At 34.6% G+C, this 20012-nt stretch carries 16 protein-coding genes; 10 read left to right on the top strand and 6 right to left on the bottom strand.

The genetic code is table 11. The features are described from left to right. Positions 1-1102 precede the first annotated feature (1102 nt). The 3 genes from ACZ48W_RS06145 (at position 1103) to ACZ48W_RS06135 (ending at position 3795) form a co-directional block, all read left to right on the top strand. Entirely contained in the window at positions 1103-2050 is a 948-nt protein-coding gene (locus ACZ48W_RS06145) for a hypothetical protein (protein WP_464827449.1), read from the top strand. Positions 2051-2565: 515 nt separating this feature from the next. Continuing rightward, the gene (locus ACZ48W_RS06140) at positions 2566-3486 is read left to right on the top strand and encodes a hypothetical protein (protein WP_464827448.1); all 921 of its coding nucleotides are present in this window, start codon (positions 2566-2568) and stop codon (positions 3484-3486) included. Between the two features lie 81 nt (positions 3487-3567). Then, entirely contained in the window at positions 3568-3795 is a 228-nt protein-coding gene (locus tag ACZ48W_RS06135; protein WP_464827447.1) for a hypothetical protein, read from the top strand. On the opposite strand, the gene ACZ48W_RS06130 is transcribed toward ACZ48W_RS06135, so the two are convergent. Beyond that, positions 3792-4055, bottom strand: coding sequence for a helix-turn-helix domain-containing protein (locus ACZ48W_RS06130; RefSeq protein ID WP_464827446.1), 264 nt, complete (start codon positions 4053-4055; stop codon positions 3792-3794). The two genes, ACZ48W_RS06135 and ACZ48W_RS06130, sit on opposite strands and share 4 nt — an antisense overlap. A 90-nt stretch (positions 4056-4145) precedes the next feature. Here ACZ48W_RS06130 and ACZ48W_RS06125 point away from each other — a divergent pair, with 90 nt between their 5' ends. Genes ACZ48W_RS06125 through ACZ48W_RS06110 form a run of 4 tightly spaced genes read left to right on the top strand, consistent with a single transcriptional unit; the run spans position 4146 to position 6126 of the window. Further along, on the top strand, positions 4146-4589 hold the full coding sequence (locus tag ACZ48W_RS06125) for a hypothetical protein (RefSeq protein ID WP_464827445.1): 444 nt from the start codon (positions 4146-4148) through the stop codon (positions 4587-4589). Then, a complete protein-coding gene (locus tag ACZ48W_RS06120) occupies positions 4589-5170 on the top strand; it encodes a hypothetical protein (RefSeq protein WP_464827444.1) in 582 nt (193 codons plus the stop codon). The genes ACZ48W_RS06125 and ACZ48W_RS06120 overlap by 1 nt, the downstream gene beginning before the upstream one ends. Positions 5171-5173: 3 nt before the next feature. Then, positions 5174-5911, top strand: coding sequence for a hypothetical protein (locus tag ACZ48W_RS06115; RefSeq protein ID WP_464827443.1), 738 nt, complete (start codon positions 5174-5176; stop codon positions 5909-5911). A 20-nt stretch (positions 5912-5931) separates the two neighbouring features. Beyond that, a complete protein-coding gene (locus tag ACZ48W_RS06110; protein WP_464827442.1) occupies positions 5932-6126 on the top strand; it encodes a hypothetical protein in 195 nt (64 codons plus the stop codon). On the opposite strand, the gene ACZ48W_RS06105 is transcribed toward ACZ48W_RS06110, so the two are convergent. From ACZ48W_RS06105 to ACZ48W_RS06095, 3 genes are read right to left on the bottom strand one after another with little or no spacing between them, the layout of a single operon-like run. Beyond that, entirely contained in the window at positions 6123-6722 is a 600-nt protein-coding gene (locus tag ACZ48W_RS06105) for a hypothetical protein (RefSeq protein ID WP_464827441.1), read from the bottom strand. The genes ACZ48W_RS06110 and ACZ48W_RS06105 overlap by 4 nt on opposite strands. Beyond that, positions 6719-7234, bottom strand: a complete 516-nt coding sequence (locus tag ACZ48W_RS06100) for a hypothetical protein (RefSeq protein WP_464827439.1) — start codon at positions 7232-7234, stop codon at positions 6719-6721. Before ACZ48W_RS06100 ends, ACZ48W_RS06105 begins: the two co-directional genes overlap by 4 nt. Further along, positions 7218-7484 carry a helix-turn-helix transcriptional regulator gene (locus ACZ48W_RS06095; protein WP_464827438.1) on the bottom strand — a complete coding sequence of 89 codons (267 nt, stop codon included), beginning with the start codon at positions 7482-7484 and terminating at the stop codon, positions 7218-7220. The genes ACZ48W_RS06100 and ACZ48W_RS06095 overlap by 17 nt, the downstream gene beginning before the upstream one ends. 493 nt (positions 7485-7977) lie before the next feature. Between ACZ48W_RS06095 and ACZ48W_RS06090 the strand changes: the two genes are divergently transcribed. Both ACZ48W_RS06090 and ACZ48W_RS06085 read left to right on the top strand, forming a co-directional pair. Further along, positions 7978-9933: a type I restriction-modification system subunit M gene (locus tag ACZ48W_RS06090; protein ID WP_464827436.1), complete on the top strand. Its 1956-nt coding sequence runs from the start codon at positions 7978-7980 to the stop codon at positions 9931-9933. Next, entirely contained in the window at positions 9930-11237 is a 1308-nt protein-coding gene (locus tag ACZ48W_RS06085) for a restriction endonuclease subunit S (protein WP_464827435.1), read from the top strand. The genes ACZ48W_RS06090 and ACZ48W_RS06085 overlap by 4 nt, the downstream gene beginning before the upstream one ends. 463 nt (positions 11238-11700) lie before the next feature. On the opposite strand, the gene ACZ48W_RS06080 is transcribed toward ACZ48W_RS06085, so the two are convergent. Both ACZ48W_RS06080 and ACZ48W_RS06075 read right to left on the bottom strand, forming a co-directional pair. Further along, entirely contained in the window at positions 11701-15477 is a 3777-nt protein-coding gene (locus ACZ48W_RS06080; RefSeq protein ID WP_464827434.1) for an nSTAND3 domain-containing NTPase, read from the bottom strand. A 408-nt stretch (positions 15478-15885) separates the two neighbouring features. Continuing rightward, positions 15886-18594 (bottom strand): ATP-dependent DNA helicase, encoded by a 2709-nt coding sequence (locus ACZ48W_RS06075; RefSeq protein ID WP_464827433.1) that lies wholly within the window; start codon positions 18592-18594, stop codon positions 15886-15888. 381 nt (positions 18595-18975) lie between these two features. Here ACZ48W_RS06075 and ACZ48W_RS06070 point away from each other — a divergent pair, with 381 nt between their 5' ends. After that, a complete protein-coding gene (locus ACZ48W_RS06070) occupies positions 18976-20010 on the top strand; it encodes a hypothetical protein (RefSeq protein WP_464827432.1) in 1035 nt (344 codons plus the stop codon). Positions 20011-20012: the final 2 nt, after the last annotated feature.

Genomic DNA, 20012 nt, shown 5'->3' with positions numbered 1-20012 from the left:
CATTTTAACTATTGTTCACTGACACTAAATACCACCTATGTACCACCATAGAGCCTACTTTTGATGATCCAGAGCATCGAGTGAAATTTGAAGAGCACTTGAGCCCTATGCTAAAACACAGGGCTCAAAACACTGATTGAACGATCCGTCGCACGTCGGTCATCATCAGATATGTATCGATTGATAGCTGATACATAACTCCTTATTCTTCTATAGGTCTCTTAATTCAGGTGTTCCGGATTGATTAGAGAGGGCTTTCGCCACTTAGGAGGTCTTGAGTCGGCTTTTTGATGGGGTGCATTTCAGTTTTTGTTAGCAATTATGTAGATCTTTGATCAGTAACCCAAAAGAGTGCCCTGACCACTCGGCTGAAAACACGGCATATGTGCTATCAACTCTAGAACGGTTTCCCGCCCATAAGTACCAGCCCCGATCATATCTTGCGACTTAGACCGGGATAAGGTAGAACCCCCGGAGGGTGTTATGTGATTTTTTTGGAATTTGATGAAGTAGAGCTTAACATTATATTTGGCATTGATTAAGAAGTATTTTTTTGCTATACTCCTCTCAATGTAAGTTAGAGATGTTTGACGCTTCAAATCAGGGCATCTTTAACTTGCTACCTCTTCCGTATTATTGAAAATCACACGAAAAATCATTACTCCAATTATTTGCAATAAAATTTCATATGTCAAAGAGCAAAAATAGACCTTTGATGAAACTTGAGTATACTTGAGGAGAGTTTCATTTATATGCAAATACTTGAGGATAAAAACAGATTTTTATAAAAAAATAGAGTTGTTACAATAGGTAATGTTTATCATAAAAAATGGAAGTTTAAAGTGCTCAAGTGCTATGATTGTTTTGAAATATCAAAGAAAGAAGAGATGTTAAAGAAAAGTATATTTGATTTTATTTTTTTATGCAGCATGGTGTTGCTCACAACCTTATTATTTTCAATAAAAGAATTCCTGTTCTTTTGGATGTATATGGCAGGGATATTCATTTTATTTTGGTTTTTAACAAGAAAACCTAAGAGTGGTTTTTCACAATTCGTACGCAAGCTCTTTTAAAAGACAAACTTGAAAATAAAAGTAAATTTATGAGACTAAAAACATTTTCATTTATTCTAAAAGATCGGTATCATATTCAGCTTGATAGAGATTCTTTTATAGATAATGTAAAGTTTTCAAAAGAGTATAAAAAGGTTTTGCAGGAGTTGTTTAAACGAGTGGTGAGGGCACTTTTTCCTCTGAAAGATCAGCACTTTAGAATAGTTATTCCCAAGAGTATCCAACATAAAAACTATATGGAAATTGAAATTTTTTACGAAGAGAGTACAAAAATATTTCATATCAAGAATACGCTTTTGTATTTTGACAGTATAGATATAAGCTCTATAAAAAACGATCAAAAGATTCTCTGGGATGATTTTTGTTTTGATGAAAGGATCAATAAGCTTATTTTTAAAGATGAACAAAGAAAATATTCCAAATTGCTTAAAAGGATATTGAAAAAGAGAAGAAGTATTTTAAAATGGGCTCATTTTAGCGATCAGGGCAGTAATGCCACCTCTTTAGATGCGACAGTCTGTCTTTCTCCAGCAAATATATTGACAAAATCTGTAAGAAAAAAGAGAGGAAAGAAGCAGATGGAGGTTATGCAAGAAGCCCCTGCCAAAATCAAATATGTTTTGAAAATAAGATATGCCAATCAAGCCTATGAAATTATAAAAACCAAACATCTTTACCATAAAAGAAACGGGAAGCCTCGTATTGAAGGGTTTAGTGATACAGTTCTTAAAAAACTTCTTATAGTAGCACTCAAGCAAGGAGAGGTGCTGCAGTATCAACGAGCTGTTCTTATTTTCCCTAAAGATCGAGAAAAAAGTAATTACTACAGCATGCTAATCGACTTTAATAAAAAAAAGAACCGCTTTGTCATCATTACTATTTTTGCAGACGACACACAGTATAGAAAGTTGTTTCACTTCTCCAAAGAGAAGCATGCAATCTATTTGGAGGATATCTCTTTTGATGAGTGTTTATGATACCTTCATGGTAGGGTTGGTTTCTTTGTATGTTCATTTCTTTGAGAAAGATACTTCTAAAAAATAAATGTACTAGATAAAGTATAAAAAACCTTGTCGCCTGTTTTGTAAAGTCCCCTGTAAACTTTTGTAAAATGAATTGTAAAACACAAAATATAGTTTACATCCAGAAATCGCGCCCATACGTTGTCGTACAGACTCTTATAAAGCAATGGAAACGGGTACTTTTGCAATATGACATGTTAAATATTTCGTTCTTCTCTTCCCTTTACACACCATAGTTGTTACACTTTAACTTTCAATTTACTTTTCATTGAAGAGTCGATACAGGGCCGGGTATCGTAAAAAGCGGCATACAGGTGGCTGAAGTTCTCACTCTTGACCTGTATAGTAAAAGTGAAAACCCGTATGGAGACAGTGGTGCACTTCGTGTATACTGACCTGAGATGCTACAGGGCAATAAAAGCAGATCGACTCAACATAAACAATATACCCAATAAGGGAAGAAACGATAGATGCGAGGATCAGTATATTATCAGACATCACTTTTGACAAAAGCTATTTTTCAAGAAGGGGCAAAAAAATATCAACGTACCAATCCGGAACACCCATATTTTCAGTGCATCTCATCCTATCAGACGATGCGAACTTACAGAAGCGTTTGGGATAATCTCGGTAACTATCTCAAAGAGCATTGGAAGCTCAAGGATTTTGAGAAAATTACCCAAGAGCATGTACATGCTTATATCTCCTATAAAATAGAGTATTACCCCTCCAAGCAGTATCTTGAGAAAATTGTATCTGCTATTGGGAAACTGGAATGGGCATTGAGATATTTCTGTCGTGATACATATGGAGAAGACAGGGTGTATGATTTGAATATACGCAAAGAGCTTCTGCATTATGCAAAAGTTCAAAAACTTGTTGCCGATGGATATCATAACAGAGTCTATGATGATCCCATAAGTATTATTATGAGGCTTAAAGAGAAAAAACATGAAATAGCTGCTCAGATACAGCTCTATGGCGGTGCCAGAAGCGAAGGGGTTACGCTCATTAAAGAGGAACAGATTAGAGGTTATAGGGACGATAAAATAACCGGTGCAATCAACGGAGTGATCGTGACCAAAGAGAAAGGTGGCAAAGAAGGGGATGTGCTTGTTCCGATAGAAGTTTATCATTTACTGGAAGAGTATTTTCGAGAGTCACATATCTTTCGGATTTCATATCAGGCATACAGTAGTGATATTAGACAGGCTTGTCTCTCTTTGGGCATTACTCCTCATGGCAGTCATGGTTTTAGATGGACTTTTGCTCAAAACCGAGTAAGGGCATACCAGAAAGCCGGCTATAGTTATGAGCAGGCACTACAGGGTGTAAGTTGGGAGATGAAACATTTTAGAGCGAATATTACTGAGCACTATTTAGGGTATTGACTTTAGAGTAAATATGATTTATGGATTAGAGCATTTGGCGTATTAGGATATGGTATAATTTACAAAAAGAAAGGAGATGCAATGTATTCAACAGAAGCAATGATTACTTTGGGGCTTTTGGCTCTTTTTGCAGCTATTCTTGCAATAGGGAAAGAACAATACGAAAAAAATCCAGAATTTTTTAAACATCATAGATTTCGAGATGGCTATGTGAAAAACTGGCGGACATGGAAGCCAAATAAAATGCCTTCTTTGCATGCGCGCATCACAAATTCAATACCAAGATCTAACATAAGCAAAAGAAGTTAATCGATCGCTTCGACTTCACGAAAAAGTTCAGCCATTGGAATATTGAGGACTTTTGATATTTTATAAAGCTGTTCCAAGCTAAAGTGTTTCCCATATTTGTAAAGCTCGGCTTTTGCGACATGTCCAACGGAGTTGTGACCAATGGCAAGGGCAAGTTGCATTTGCGTAATATTTTTCTTTTTTCTTGCTCTTTGAACTACGGTACCGATTTTTCTGTAAAAAAATTCTAGTTCTTCCTCAGAGAAATCAGCACTTTCCAAAATATGTCCTATAGGTAATTTTTATATAAGTGTAGTAGCTATATAATCTTTTTTAAATGTTCTATAGAACATAAAGTAAGAGGAAGGAAGATGAAAAAAACATTCATAGGGCTCTTGGCTGTTTTGCCTGTATTGACAATGGCAAATGAGTATCATAAAAATCTACAAGTATTTACGGCAAATACTGCACGCATTCCATGCAAAACAACACCGGTATTGGTCTACAAGGGAGATCGAAAAGGATATGCTGAAGAGATTGCAAAAGCAAAAGATAGAGCGGTTAAAGGTGCTCTTGATGGTGCGCAACTAATCAGTAATTCTGGTTTGGTCAACGGTGCGGTTGCAGGACTTGCCGTGTTTGCCATACACTCTATCAATGAAGCTGCTACCGGTGATTATGAATATCTCTATGTCACAGAGTGTAATTCCGGAAGCGATCGTACAAGACTGATGACACTTGTAGTCTCTAATGACAAGTTAAATGAAAGCAAATGGATCTCCATTGCCAAAAAAGATCAGGCAAGGAGCAGATAATGAAAAAACACATATTGACTGGAATGATTGTTACGGTATCAGCATTTTTGTTTACGGGATGTGGAGGGGCGCAGCCTACAGTAAACTTACACAAAAAAGAAACCAATAGATTCTATTTGGAACCTGTTGCGCCTACTGAAAACGAAGCTTTTTCAAAAACACCGGAAAAAGAACATGAGTGTGCAATGCACACGTATTTGTATCTTGCTGCGCGTGAGACACTTAAAAAAGGATATAAATATTTTATATTGGATGATCCCGGTTATGGATTTAAGTATGATAATAATATGATGGGCTTCCCAATTACTTCAGGTGAAGCCTATGATCGGTATTGCAACCCTGCAAACAAAGAGCCGGATAGTGGGCTTGAAGATGACAAATGCATGTACAGAAGGATGTTTGACCATATAGCAACGCACTATAGGGGTCATATCCGAATGTTTAAAAAGCCAACATATCTTTTCCCTACCTGGGATGCGGCAGAAACGCTTAAGCGTGAAGAACCAAAAGTAAATGCTTGTATTGACTGGAGTGCTTATAAGAATGCTTCTTCTGCGAAAGATATAAAGGTAGAGGAATAGACTATGGGTAGCACATGGGAAATGTTAGCGTACATAGAAGCATCTGAGGCAAATAAAAAATTAGATGAAATTCGTGAGGACAATGAAGCGCATAGGCAGTACCAAGAACAACTAAGTATTGATAAAGATATCAATTACTTGTTTCAGGAGCTTTATCGAGTTAGAGGTGATGTTTCTAAAGTGAATTTATTTTCGGTAGAGAAAATAAAAAGAGATATAGAAAGAAGATACCACTCTATTTATTCACGTAGAAGACCTGAGAAAAATGTTTTGTACATTATTTTGATAGTCTTTATGTCTATAGCGGCTATAGCAGGGTATGCTATAACAAAAAATAGTGTTGTCGCAGGTATCCCCAGTATGATCATATTGTATAGTATATATCAAATGATTCAAATCCAAAATAGCATTAACAGTTATGATAGCAATATAGAGCGTAAAAAAAATGAGGTTTATTTTTTAAAACATAAGTATGGTAATACACTAACAGCTTTTGGACTGTTTTCAAAATATTATATTGATGATAAAACAGAAGGGGTTTTAAATCAGCTTATGATACAAGGAGAAAGTCCTTCCAGTGTATTTTCTGCACGAAAGTCATTATATAAACTATTTGGCTTTGAGGTAGATCCTCATGAAGCCGAAGAGCTTCGTCGTCTTTGGTCTTGGAATTATGATCTGGTAACAATGTATGATCATATCTCTATGGAAGATGTGAATAAGCATTTTAACAGCCATTAGTCAGAGTAAAAGGATAAATCATGAAAACAATATTTCACTATAAAGACAAGACATATACATCCATCGTTAAAAATGGAGAAGTGACTGTAAAAAAAATCACTATAGAGTGGGAAGAGGAACTTGAACTACTCGTTTCCAGTACAGTAGATCAACTCTCTGAAGAGGAGAGAGATGCCCTCTTCGAAGAGAAGATGAGGCTCTCTCATATAGATTAATGATCCATAGGACGATACCTGCTATCAATCTTTTCCAGTATTTCATAAATAGGGTGTTCTGTTGGTCTGAGTGATGATAAATAGTTTTTGAGCAGATCTATTAGATATGCATCTTTGTTATGGTCGATTAAAATAATCGCATAGCCCAAGGCATAATAGTCATTATCTGCAAGCAAAGCGGGTATGCCATAACGATTCTCCAGAAACGTATGAAACTGTCCCATTTCTCTGAGCGTAAAAAGAAGCGCAGCATCCCCTGCCACAATAGGGTTATAGCCTTTATTATCGATCATACTAAGTATTTGGTAATTGTGGTGCATAATGGACTCATAGATAGATTTGGCAGGTTTATCGTCCGGCATTGAATGTAAGATATCATGTACTGACTGATAGGTCCTGTCTAAATGTTCTAAATCCTTAAAAACGCGGTATAAATAATCCGTTCGTGCGCCGCAAAGCAGAAAGTTTGAGGAGCCACAATATTTGAAATCACAATGGTTTTTAGGAGATTCAAGTTGCTTCTTGCTTTTTATTTCATTTGCCATCTTTTCAATGAGATGTTTCGGGTAGGTGATATTAAGCCATAGATGATTCATTTGGTGTCCTTTTTGTAGTTTTTTATTAGGTTTGTTTCATCCATCTGCTTTACAAAATGATGGATGGTGGTATGAGAGACTTCAAAACGATGGAATTTGCGTAAAAAGTCAGAAATATCTCTATAGGACATTTTTTCCTGGTATCGAAGCCTCAAAATCTTGTTTTTCAAATTTAACATCCGCTCCATTTTTGGAGAGGGTATATGTTTTGTGTGTTGTAGTACATGGATAGAGGTTACATCTTCAACATCATCAATATTCTCATGCCTGTTCTTCTTTGCAGCCTGGTTAGATCTTGTGTAAAGATCGTGTGCAGCCTTATAGAGCGAGGAGAGATAAAGGATCGATTTATTCGCTTCATTTCGCTGAGAAAGTGTGAAATAATGTTCCTTTTGTTTGATAAACGCTTCAAGAATCATGGGTTCAGGTTGGCGAGCAAGCCACCGAAGTGACTTGGTTCGTATTTCATGCGAGAGCCCTGTATAGCGGTTGAGTTTATCGGCCAATTTCACAATGACCTCCTTGGTAGGTAAGGTTAGATGGTCTACTTGCAACATACTCGGCAACATCCGATATTGTGTAAGAAACTTTGCTGTTCTTTGCTTTCTCATTTTCTTTTTGCCATTTTGGACCTAGCCCTTTTGTGCGCATTCTGTCTAAGGTACAAGCAGATATTCCCAGGACTTGTGCCGTTTCTGTGCGGGTTAATAGCAATTTCCCATATTGATTGAAGAGTAGCTTTGTTAGTTCACTTTTTTTCATGGCATTTCTCCTGATATATGCGAAAAAAGGCTGATAAAATCAAAGGAAAACACGCAGATGTGAAAAAATACGATTGATTGTATTTTTAAGACTTTTGATTGAAGAAGTATGTGAAATTTAGGACAGTACTATCCTGTTTTTTGGCAGTTTAACTGCCTGGAGTTGAGGAAAATTTCCTCAATAGAAGACGCTGTTTATAGGGACACACCTATCAGCCAAGGTGCTGCGTTTTGTCCTCCCCTATCACTATGGGTAGAGGGTGTTCTCAGTGAAATCAGAGAAAAAATAGATATAGAGAATTGTATCATATATGCCTTTATATGATGACAAATTATGAGTAAAATATGCTATTTGTTTAAAAATTGTAACCCCCTATTGTAGTGATGATTGCATTGGTTTATATAAGAATCATTTGTTCGGCTCTCAAAACTTTGATTGAGAATTAAAAACCACTATAATATCGTTAATAGAAACAATAGCATGAAGGAAGAATATGGGCAAGACAAATACGGCAGCATTCATCTGGTCTGTGGCAGACCTGTTAAGAGGAGATTATAAACAGTCTGATTATGGAAAAGTAATCCTGCCTTTTACTCTGCTAAGAAGACTTGAATGTGTCCTTGAACCCACAAGAGAAGCGGTACTGGAGGAGTATGAGAAGCGTAAAGGTCTCGAGATCTCCCTTGACATCTTCTTGACGAAAAAGTCAGGGCACAGTTTCTACAACACTTCCAAGTTCACACTCAAAAAGCTGCTTGCCGATCCAGCCAACCTCAAAGAAAATCTTGAGAACTACATCGCCGACTTTTCGGAGAATGCCCGTGATATCTTCGAGAAGTACAAGTTCAACGAACAGATAGAGACACTCGATGAAGCGAACCTGCTCTACCAGATCGTCGAGAAGTTCACCACCGTTGACCTCTCTCCCGAACATGTCAGCAACCATCAGATGGGATTGATGTTCGAGGAGCTCATACGCCGCTTTGCAGAAGCCTCCAACGAGACAGCCGGAGAGCACTTTACACCCCGTGACATTGTCAGGTTGACAACTGCGCTGCTCTTTTCTACCGATGACGATGTGTTGACAAAGCCCGGCATCGTCCGTTCGCTCTACGATCCCACGGCAGGTACGGGTGGCTTCCTCACTTCAGGCAGTGAGTATGTGCATGAGCTCAACCCCAAAGCAAAGCTTGTCACCTTCGGGCAGGAGCTCAACCCGGAGTCGTATGCCATCTGTAAAGCCGATATGCTCATCAAGGGTGAAGATGTCTCCAACATCAAGCTGGGCAATACCCTCAGCGATGACCAACTCTACGACAAGCAGTTTGACTACATGCTCTCCAATCCGCCTTTTGGTGTGGAGTGGAAAAAAGTACAGAAAGAGGTGACGGACGAGCATAAGCTCAAGGGTTACAACGGGCGCTTCGGTCCGGGGCTACCACGTGTGAGTGACGGGTCGCTGCTTTTCCTGTTGCATCTCATTTCCAAAATGAGACCTGTGAACGAAGGCGGCTCACGTATCGGTATCATTCTCAACGGATCGCCACTCTTTACAGGAGGAGTTGGCAGTGGTGAGAGTGAAATACGCCGCTATATCCTCGAAAACGATCTACTCGAAGCGATCATTGCTATGCCGACCGATATGTTCTTCAACACGGGCATCGCCACCTACATCTGGATACTCTCCAACCACAAGAGCACAGAGCGCAAAGGCAAGGTGCAGCTAATCAACGCTGCCGACTTCGGTGAGCCGATGCGCAAGTCGCTGGGAAGCAAACGAAAGCAGCTGAGTGAAACGAGCATCGATGAGATCACCCGTATCTATGGCAGTTTCGAGGCGAGCAAGATCAGTAAGATCTTCGATATCACCGACTTTGGCTACCGCCGCATTACGGTAGAACGACCGTTGCAGCTGAGTTTCTATCCGCATGATGCATTGCGCATCGAGGCACTCAAAGCGGACAAAGCCTTTGGCAAGTGGAGTGAAGCACTGCAAGAGGAAATATTGGCAGCACTTTCCAAAATAGACGAAGAGAAGATCACTGATCGGGAACGCTTCATGGAGCTACTGGGTGTTAAGCTCACCGCTTCACAGCTTAAGCTGCTGCAAAAGCATCTCGGAGAGCATGACGACGAAGCCGGACTCTGTCGAGACAAAAAAGGCAATCTCGAACCCAACCCCGACCTACGGGATTATGAAAATGTCCCGCTCAAGGAGGACATTTACGACTACTTCGAGCGTGAGGTCAAGCCTCATGTGCCGCTGGCGTGGATCGATGAAAAGAAGGTCGATGAGAAAGATGGCAAGGTGGGCATCGTCGGTTACGAGATTCCGTTCAACCGTCATTTTTACGAGTATGTGCCGCCACGACCGTTGGAGGAGATCGATGCCGAGCTTGATGCAGTAACGGAGGAGATCATCACACTCTTGCAGGAGATCAAGGCGTGAGCAGATATAAGCCGTATCCGAAGTATAAGAAGAGTGGAGTTGCATGGCTGGGTAAAGTGCCGGAGCATTGGAAGGTAGGCTTACTATCTTCATTGTTTGTAAATAACAAAGAAAAAAATACTGGGCTAAGAAACTCCAACTTACTCTCATTGAGCTATGGGCGAATTATAAAAAAGAATATTGATACCACAAAAGGATTATTGCCAGATAGTTTTGAGTCATATCAGATAGTTCACCCTGGCTATATTATTTTGCGACTTACAGATTTACAAAATGATAAGAAGAGTCTTCGTACCGGGTTGGTAACTGAAACGGGGATAATCACATCTGCCTATGTTGGTCTTGCTAAAAAGTCTAAGTCTATAGGAAACGAAAAATACTTCCATTTATATCTACATTCGTTTGACATTCATAAAGGTTTTTACGGCATGGGGGCAGGTGTTAGGCAAGGATTGAACTTTGACGAACTTAAGAAACTTAAGTTTTTATTGCCTCCTATTGATGAACAAGATAGTATTGTTAATTTCCTCGACCGTGAAACCGCTAAGATTGACACCCTCATCGAGAAGCAGGAGAAGCTCATAGATCTTCTATCAGAGAAGCGACAGGCACTCATCTCCCACGCCGTCACCAAAGGGCTCGACCCGAAGGTGCAGATGAAGGACAGCGGCGTGGCATGGCTGGGGGAGGTGCCGGAGCATTGGGAGGTTGTGCAAAGCCGAAGACTCTTTGCCCAGCGTAAAGAAAGAGCAAGGGAAGGTGATGAACAATTAACAGCATCTCAAAAACACGGAATTATCTCCCAAAAAAAATTTATGGAGATTGAAGGAAGAAGAGTAACACAAGTATTGACAGGCAGTGAAATACTTAAACATGTAGAACCAAACGATTTTGTGATTAGTATGAGGAGCTTTCAGGGTGGATTAGAATACTGTAATATATCTGGCTGTGTGAGCTCTGCGTATATAGCATTAATACCGCTTAAGCATGTGTATGCAAGTTTTTTTACTTATCTATTTAAATCGAAACCGTATATACAGGCATTACAAAGTACATCTAACTTAGTGCGGGATGGTCAAGCTTTGAGATTTGAAAATTTTTCTTTGGTAGACTTGGTGATAGTTCCCGAAGAAGAACAAAAACAAATAGCCGATTATCTCGATGCTCAAACCCACAAGATCGACACCCTCACCGAGAAAGCCAAACAAGCCATCGCCCTCCTCAAAGAACGCCGCACGGTACTCATCAGCACAGCAGTGACGGGGAAGATCGATGTGAGAGGGAATAATCACAATAGGAGTTGAGTATACCCTAATACCAAAACAAGAAGCTACAGTTAAAAATACTGAAGTATCAAAGTATGAATTCAAAATCGATAAGGCAGAAATTGTCATAATTATTAATGAAAATAAGATTAAAGAACTCAAAATTGCTTTTAGTGATATAGGCTATGATATATCTCCATGAGGTGAACAGGAAAAAATAGTTTTGCGTGAAAAGGAGCTTCATTATAATGCTTGCAGTATTTGCTCGTATATCTCAAACCGTATCCTTGCTGAGAGTCATGTTGATCATAGAGAAGTGGCGCTATAGCTACAATTATGAAAGAGATATTTTTAAAAAACATTTGATAGCTATTAGTTTTTTAGAGGTGATTTTCGAGATAACAAAAAACACCCTTAAAATTGTTTATTGTAGGGTGTAAGAAGTGGTTGAATGACAAGACGATGATAATCCTTTCGGGAGTTACTTTATAAAAACATTATGCTAGTAATCACTCATAAAATCTTTCTTTTTTTCATTTTTAATTTCTTGATCAATATATGAAATCTTTTTTTCTATATATTGTCTATGTTTAAGGAGTGGTATGCCATTCATATCGTCAAGTAGTGACATATAATAATCTTTATCTTTTTGTAAGGAAGGCACTCTACTCCCTGACCAACCAAATGAACTTGGTTCAAAAGATAATTTCTTGAATATATCATACGAAATATTTTGTTGTAAAAAGTATGAAATAAATTCTTTTCTATCTTCATATGAAAGTTCACTAATATGCTCAAAAATAAATATCATACGTTCCTCATCTTTAGAAAATGTTTCAATATATTTTTTTATTACATAATCAATTTTTTCTTTAACTTCTTTATTATTTTTTGAATAAGAGAAAAAACCTTTTAATATTTCTCCACCTCTCCATATTGGTTTTTCTTTAGATATGGTAAAGATTAATTCTATAAGATCAAAAAATATATTTTCAAAGTCTGCTCTAGACCAAATAGCTGTAAAATCACCAGTAATATCATGAGAACTAATATAGTCTTTATCATTAAATAACTTATTGACATATACTTTTAAAAAAGATGGATCAAAACTAATCAACTTATTTAAGGACTCACAATCATGATCAAAATGACTTTTATCACTCATACTAAGTAAATAAGCTTGCTTTAATAGCTCTAAATCATTTTTAAAATATTCTTCCAAATTTTTAAATATATCTGTATGTGAACTAAATACCATTTCAAAACCTCGTTTAAAATTTCTATCTTCATTAACCCCTCTCTCCACTAAAACTTGAGTTACTTGAATAAAAATATCTGGTTCAATAGATAAATATTTTCTTAGATAGTCTAAATGATATGGGATTGATCTTATTTCAGCTTTTTTATATAGATTTAATAATTCTTGAATATCATCTTTACTAGTTAATTCTAATGCTAAAGCTTGAAAAAAACTAAATAACCATGATTCTTTTAAGTTGTATTCATACAGCTGTAAAAGTTTATAAGATTCTTCTTTCCCAAGGATATTAATTAAATTAATAAGGTTTAGGTTAAGGTTAAATGGATTACCCAGCTCTAGGTATTTTTTAAGTACTTGAACATACAGTGAAGGATCTTTTTCTGCTAATATATGGAATAGTTCCCTTAAGTTATTATCAAGTGTATAATGATCTCTTCCTTCAAAACTAAAAAATAGTTTACATTTTTCAAATAATTCTTCCCAGTCAGATAAATTATATTCTTTAATTAAAGTAGATAACCTACTTTGTTTGATTTTATCAATTTCATTCCAATCAGTTTTTTCATCTTCAACTCTAGGCTTTTCTAAAGATATTTCAACTGCATCAAGCATCAAGGCTTTTTCTAATACATATATTGGATGCGTAAACTTATCACGAATCTCAACTTCATAACCTATATCACGTTTATCAAAAGCATCTAAACACTCATGCACCACTTTTGTATGTTCATAAGAACTTGGGTCGAAATTATTTTTTATAAATTGAATGATATTTTTACTATCCCATTGTTCTATTTCAGAAACTCCATATCTAAATCCCATTCCAGACGGATACTCACTAATTAATTTCAAAATATCTTTTTGATATTCTTCATCTGTAAATAAAGAAGATAAAGTATTGAATATTTTGTCTCTTAACGCTTCTAATTCACTTGTTTCCGCTAACTTAAAACTTTGAAGTATAAACTGATTATTTTTCCACTTATTATCTTCAAACTCGGTTTTAAGAAGTCCGTGACAGATTTGAATATATAATTTTGTAATCAGTTTATTTTTACCACTATCACAATGTTTCCAAAGAATATCAAGCAATAAAGATTCTTTTTTATAGCCAATACGATAGCTTTCATATTGAAAACCATAACCCTCTAGTAAAGTATTTATGACTTGCAATAATTTTGATGGTCTTTTTTGAAAATAAGCTAAAATCAATTCAATAGCTATTTGCATTGATTGAAGATTATCATTCTTGAAAATAGCAAGTCTTTCTAAAGTATCATCATTTGATTGACTATTATTTGGTCTATCCCAAAAATCAAGAGTATTAATATCAACTATTTCTGTCTCTAAATTATTGATTTTTTCATTAAAATAAGCCAAGATATCAGTTTGTTTCAAAAACCAAAATATACTCATTACTTCATATATGTCATCTTCACTACTTAGGTACTTTTCCCAAGTTATATTTACTGGTTCTTTTAATAAATTGATGATATGTTGTGTATCAAAAGTGCTTAAAAGTGGATTAAGTACTTCAACAAACCTTGCTTTATACCTTGGAAAAAAATGTTCTATAAAAATATCAATTTTAATTTTTTGATCTACAAAAACTATTTTATAAAATAAGTAAGTAGATAATATTTGATCAGATACTTTCACGACTTCATTTTCATACAAATCAAATATTTCTAGATGATGTAGTTCTTCAATATATTTCCATAAATCATTAATTGAAATACCAAATACTTTTTCCAAAAGTTCAACTTGGTCAGTATTGCTTTTATCTACAGTTCTAAAAAAAGAAACAATAGTAATAGCTAAAAGAAAACCATCTTGATTAAAAACTTCTAAATCATCTTTGATATGTGAAAAATATTCGTCATATAATGATGTCACATCATATATTGATTCTAAATTTTCATTTTCTTTAACTACAGAAGCAGCCATTAAAGCTAAACGAGGGTTCCCTTTTGCAATATCTATAATTCTTTCAAGATATAATGGATTTGTAATATGGTATTCATTTTCTACTATCAACTTAATAGAGGCATCATTCAAAACATTTAGTTCAAACTCTGATGTCTGTAGTTTGGTTGGTAAAAGTTGAAATATTTTTTCCTTAGCATAGTCTCTAACTGTAGCTATAATTTTGATATCACCATTTTGCAATTGATCTCCATAATACCCTTGAAGATATTCTAAAGCTGTATGAATTCTGTTAACATCGTCTATGAAAACAAGATAACGTTTACTTTCATCACCAAAATATGACTTAATGTCATCGAAAATGTCTACTCCTCTATTTAATATAGCCTTTAACTCATAACCATTTTTTTCTGCATAGCTATGACAAATTTCAAGTGTTAGTTTTGTTTTTCCAACTCCTGGTGCACCTGTCACCAAAACAATAGCAGAACTATCAATAAGAGCATATAAGTTTTTAGATTCTTCTTCTCTACATTGCAAAGAAGTTTTTAAAGGAGTAGAATATTTATTTGAGTCATAGTTTTTTATAAAATCATCATAATCTAAAATTTGTCCACTATCTATTGATATGCCAAGAAACTCTTGTGTAATACTTGGATATCTACTAAATAATTCATTTGCTATTGTTGAGTTACCAAGAACAATACACTCAACACTTTTTGCTGCACACGCATTTTTTAGATTTTTTATTTCTTCAGGATTTAAATCTGAGTTACATGCAAGTATTATTTTTTCAATATTAACTATTGGAATACCTGTTTTATCTTCATCAAAACACTTAGCTATATCATCTAAAAACTTACTTACTATATTTGTTTTTTGAGTTGTATACTCTATAAATATATAATTCCCATTTTCTAAAACTGCTAAACTATCAGGTGTGCCTTTTGTAGGCTTGTCTTCTGCTAGTTTTGTACCATTTGAAACAATATGGTATGAATAAGCTTTTGATAAATAAGCATCTACAAGTTTATGAAACTTTGTAGCATCAATTTCTTGTAATGATTTTTCTATTTGATTAATTTTCGACATTATTCCTCTGTATTAATAGAGAAACTATAAAAAATAATACATTTAATTTTATAGTTTTCAATATTTTTAGAATATATTAGTATCTTACTATAAAATGCCATTCTTTTTTATGATATAATGGTTTTACAAGTATATCTCTTGGGATTACTTGGTAATAGTTGTGTATGAGATTTTGATTCAAATATGTTATTGTCTCTTCTTTGAGATTAATTTACAAATTATTCTACATCTAAATATGGAGGTGAATATGAATCTATTTTTCAGTGTGGTGTCTTTTGGAGTGGGGATTGGTATCAATCCTTACTGAATAAATCTCCTTCAACAGTCTATTACTGGGTTTTGCCCTGATCCGAGACACAAGAGAGTTCGATTCTCTCTCCCCGCACCAATATGCTTTTTAAAAGTTATTTACATCTTTGACTTTAATAACCCAACATCCCGTTTATTATCTCTTTTTTCTAAATTCTCAAGTATTTTTTTCTCAGTTTCAGGTGACCAATATATTTTTAATTTTTCTTTTGCTCTTGTAATGGCTGTGTAAAAAATATTGTGAGTTATCATTTCTTCGACTTCATCTGTAATAACTACTTTAACTGAATTATATTCTAGACCTTGTGCTTTATGTATTGAAACAGCATAGGCAATTTGAAAAGGAACAATAGCCTCAGATGAATCATCATCTTCATCGGTACTTTTATACCTATTTACAAAGAAACGAATTATTGATTTATCATCACCATTGGTATCTAGTAGTATAAAATCATGTAAAATTGTATCTCTTTCTTCTATTGCTTTATCAATTTCAATATCAAACTGTATTTTGTCTTCAAAAACTGCTATACCTACTATCTTCCCTTTTAGATTATTATAAATACTTGATCCAAATCTTTTTGTCTCATTAAATAATACTGGGTCATCAATTTTATAGGTTTGAACACCCCATTTAATTGGAGCATTTTTATTACTACTTTGTAAAAATTTATTGATGTTATTAATCCCATAGAGACCATCATAATTTAAGCATAAAATAATTTCATCCTCTCCAGAATGTTCAAAAATTGAATCATCTAGTCTAACTGAGTAATCGTTTCTTGTTATGTGCTCTAGAATATCATCTTCCATACCTCTAACTTTATTCCATAAATCAATTAGTTTAGGATTACGAGTACGATATGGTATTGTCAGCTCATATCTAGAAGTATCAGGGATAAAGCTTTGAGAGATATCAAACCAATTCCCAAAAAGTATAGATTCTATTTGAAAAACATCTCCTACTAAAACTAATAATTTAAATGAAGCTTTATTCAGAACTTGAAGCATATCAGAATTACTAACAGTACTACACTCATCAATTATCAACAAGTCAAATTCAGTATTAGAGTGTCTCTCTAATAAAAATTTGCGAATTGTTTTAAAGTCGCAATGTTCAGAATGAACTTTTCTTTTTAAATTATCTATTGCAGGATTGGTATTAGCCAAATAAAGCTTTTCTGAATCATTAAAAAAATTTGATATATGATTTATCATTGTAGATTTTCCAGTTCCAGCCGAACCATATATTAAAGCTACATGTGATTTTTTAAACATATGTTTTAATGAAGACTTCTTATCCTCGCAGTCAATATGCTCAGTTGAGTAATCAGATGACTTAAGCCAAGTCTTAATCGTATTTGAATATCCATCAACACCAGAAGAAGATAACTCTTTTAGCTTCTCAATAATCTGTATAGTATCTCTTTCATATTCCCTTATATACAAAAAGTTTTTGTAGCTGTCTATCTTTCTAGCAGTATGTTTATAATATAGATTGCTATTATATAGTTCTATGAGACTATCAATGTTTTCAAAACCAGTAATCTCTTTTTTAGAAGTATATAGCTGTCCTTTAGTCTCAGTATTGTTTTTTATAAGTCTTGCAAGTAACTCACACTCTCTATCGTCCGAACCAATACAATCAAATAAATCGGAAAGTTTTGGGTTATGCCCTAACAATGAAGTACAAAAAGGCATTTCATCAAAAGGAATGCATCCCCATTGTAAATATAAGCCTGATAAGTATTTTCCACGTCTTCCAAACATATATTGTTGCTTTATAATCTTATTGTTTAATCTATACAACAAATATTTTATAACATTAAAGCCTGATGAGTTGCTCATAACTATTTCACGACATTGGTCTAAAATATTAAAAATATGTGTAACTTTGGCTTTTTTAGTTACTACACTTTTTATTTTCTGATAATAAGTCTCTGTTGATGTAACTAATTCAACTAAATGTAAACCTGTAATAGTTAAAAATTTCATCATTTCTTTATATTCTTTACTACCACTTTGTATATTTGGATGATCACCAAAAATATCAGCGAAATTATTAAATTCACACTGACGGATTGAAACTTCCCAACCATCAATAATATCAATAGGCATATCCTTACCTAAAACTTGTATATGTTCACTACTTATAAAAAGCTTTACAGCATAATTGGTAGATATATCAAATTTTGTAAATGCAATAATCCTATCAAATTTACTAGTATAATCAGTAGCACTTGTAAAAGTTACTTCATAATATACTTCGTAATTAACGAAAAATGGTTTTACTTTTTGAATATAATATCTGTCGCTTTGTGGCTTTTTGTTTCTTGTTTGAATGATTTTTTGAGCTATTTTTTCATGATATTCTTTGGTAGTAGAGTCAGTATCAATAGGAAAGTCATCTATATTGTTTAGAACATCCAAATTATAGGTATGCTTTAGATGTGACTTTATTTTTAATAAATATTCATAGTATTTTAACATCAGTCTTTCAGAATTTTCTGCATCAAGGGTATAGTGTGATGCAGATATTTGCAATAAGTTTTGAAACTTATTTAAAAATTTAAAATCTGCTTTTGGTTTTATATACTTTTTAGCTTGTTCGATATTTGGATATGAGATTTCTATATCTGGGTTATTAGTGTGTATACTATATGCTTTTAATGCAATATGTTCAATAAAATTCCTAAGTTGTCCTAAAATATTCTGTGATAATAAACCTCTTTCAGAGTTGTCAAAAACACTTATATTTTTACAAATAACTCTATCAATTTCAAGAATAGCAGTATCAATTTTTTTCATAATTTTTATTTTCTCCAAAAGTACAATATTTTAAATTATACTTAAAAAGAACGTTAATTCAAGATTATAAATTGAACTTGTCAATAATATACTGCCACTTATCAATTTTATCTATTAAGTTGACAATCCATTCTTTTAGTGTTTGGTAACTTTTATCCGTGTCCGACCATTTGTGATTTAAGGAAGATTTTCAATTATTTTGAAAACCTTTTTTTGTGTTTAAAGCCAAAAACTCCTGTGTAATAGGTGTTCGAGATTACCCTCTCTGCTCTCCCAATAAACGTAGTATCGATAAATTAACATAAAACTTAAATTTACATTAATACTACATTAGTTACATATTAATGTAATTAACGTAATTAATATGCTACAATGGTAATTATGGATAAAAAACAGACCTTATTTACTTATATAAAAAGAGTAACTGACTGGAAAGTTGAAGTAAAAAACAAAGAAGCTCCCCTTCCTCTGTACTTACGGACAGGCTATACATTCTGGTATGTAACTATTGCCAATATGGATCTTGTTTTTGCTTATACAAAAGAGGATACTCATGATATGCGTCGCTATGCACAGGCATATAAAATATTGAGAGAGAAGCTTGATTCCCAGATAGTGTTTGTGTTTGACTACCTCGATACACGTCAGATAAACAGTTTGATTCAAAAACATATTCCTTTTGTCGTACTGGAAAAATATCTGTATCTTCCTTTTGCTCTAATGCAGATTGGAACTACGAAGCAAAGCAAGAATCAGCTTTATAAAAATGAACGATTAACTCCTGATGCTGACTTGATACTGATAGGTTATCTTGACGGTCGTATTCGCAATGGTATGATGGTAAAAGAGGTAGCCGCAGCGATTGAAAGAGAAATACGATCTACATCAGAAGCACTGAGCTTATTGGATGAGCTTGAGTATGCCAGTATAAAAAAAGAGGGAAGAAGCAAAAAAGTACACTTTGAAACAAAGTCAGAGGTGTATGAAAGGTTATTGAGAGAAGGCTTGTCCCCATTGAAAAAGAGCTTCTTTACCTCTTCGGAAATATTTGGGAATAAAGCAGTGAAAAGCGGCTATAGTGCTTTGGCACACTACTCTGCACTTATGGATACAGGTATCACTACAGTAGCCATCAGTAAGAAAGCAAAAAATCTCCTCTTGGATTTAGATACCTGTGAAGAAGATGAAGCGCTTTATAGAGTAGAGGTTTGGGATCGTGATCCTCATACATTTGCACAGCGTAATGTCGTCAATCCACTTTATGTGTTACGGCAATTTAAAGATGATGACGATGAGCGTGTACAGTATGCTCTCAAAGAAATAGAAGAAAAAATAAAACAGACGTGGGACTTCAACTTGTTCAGTAACCAGGAGATCAAAGAAATGAAAGAAAAAATAAGACAGACGTGGGGATAACA

The organism is Sulfurovum aggregans, from assembly GCF_055385215.1.
The sequence above is the reverse complement of the archived record's forward strand: the minus strand, read 5'-3'. Positions and strand labels throughout refer to the sequence as shown.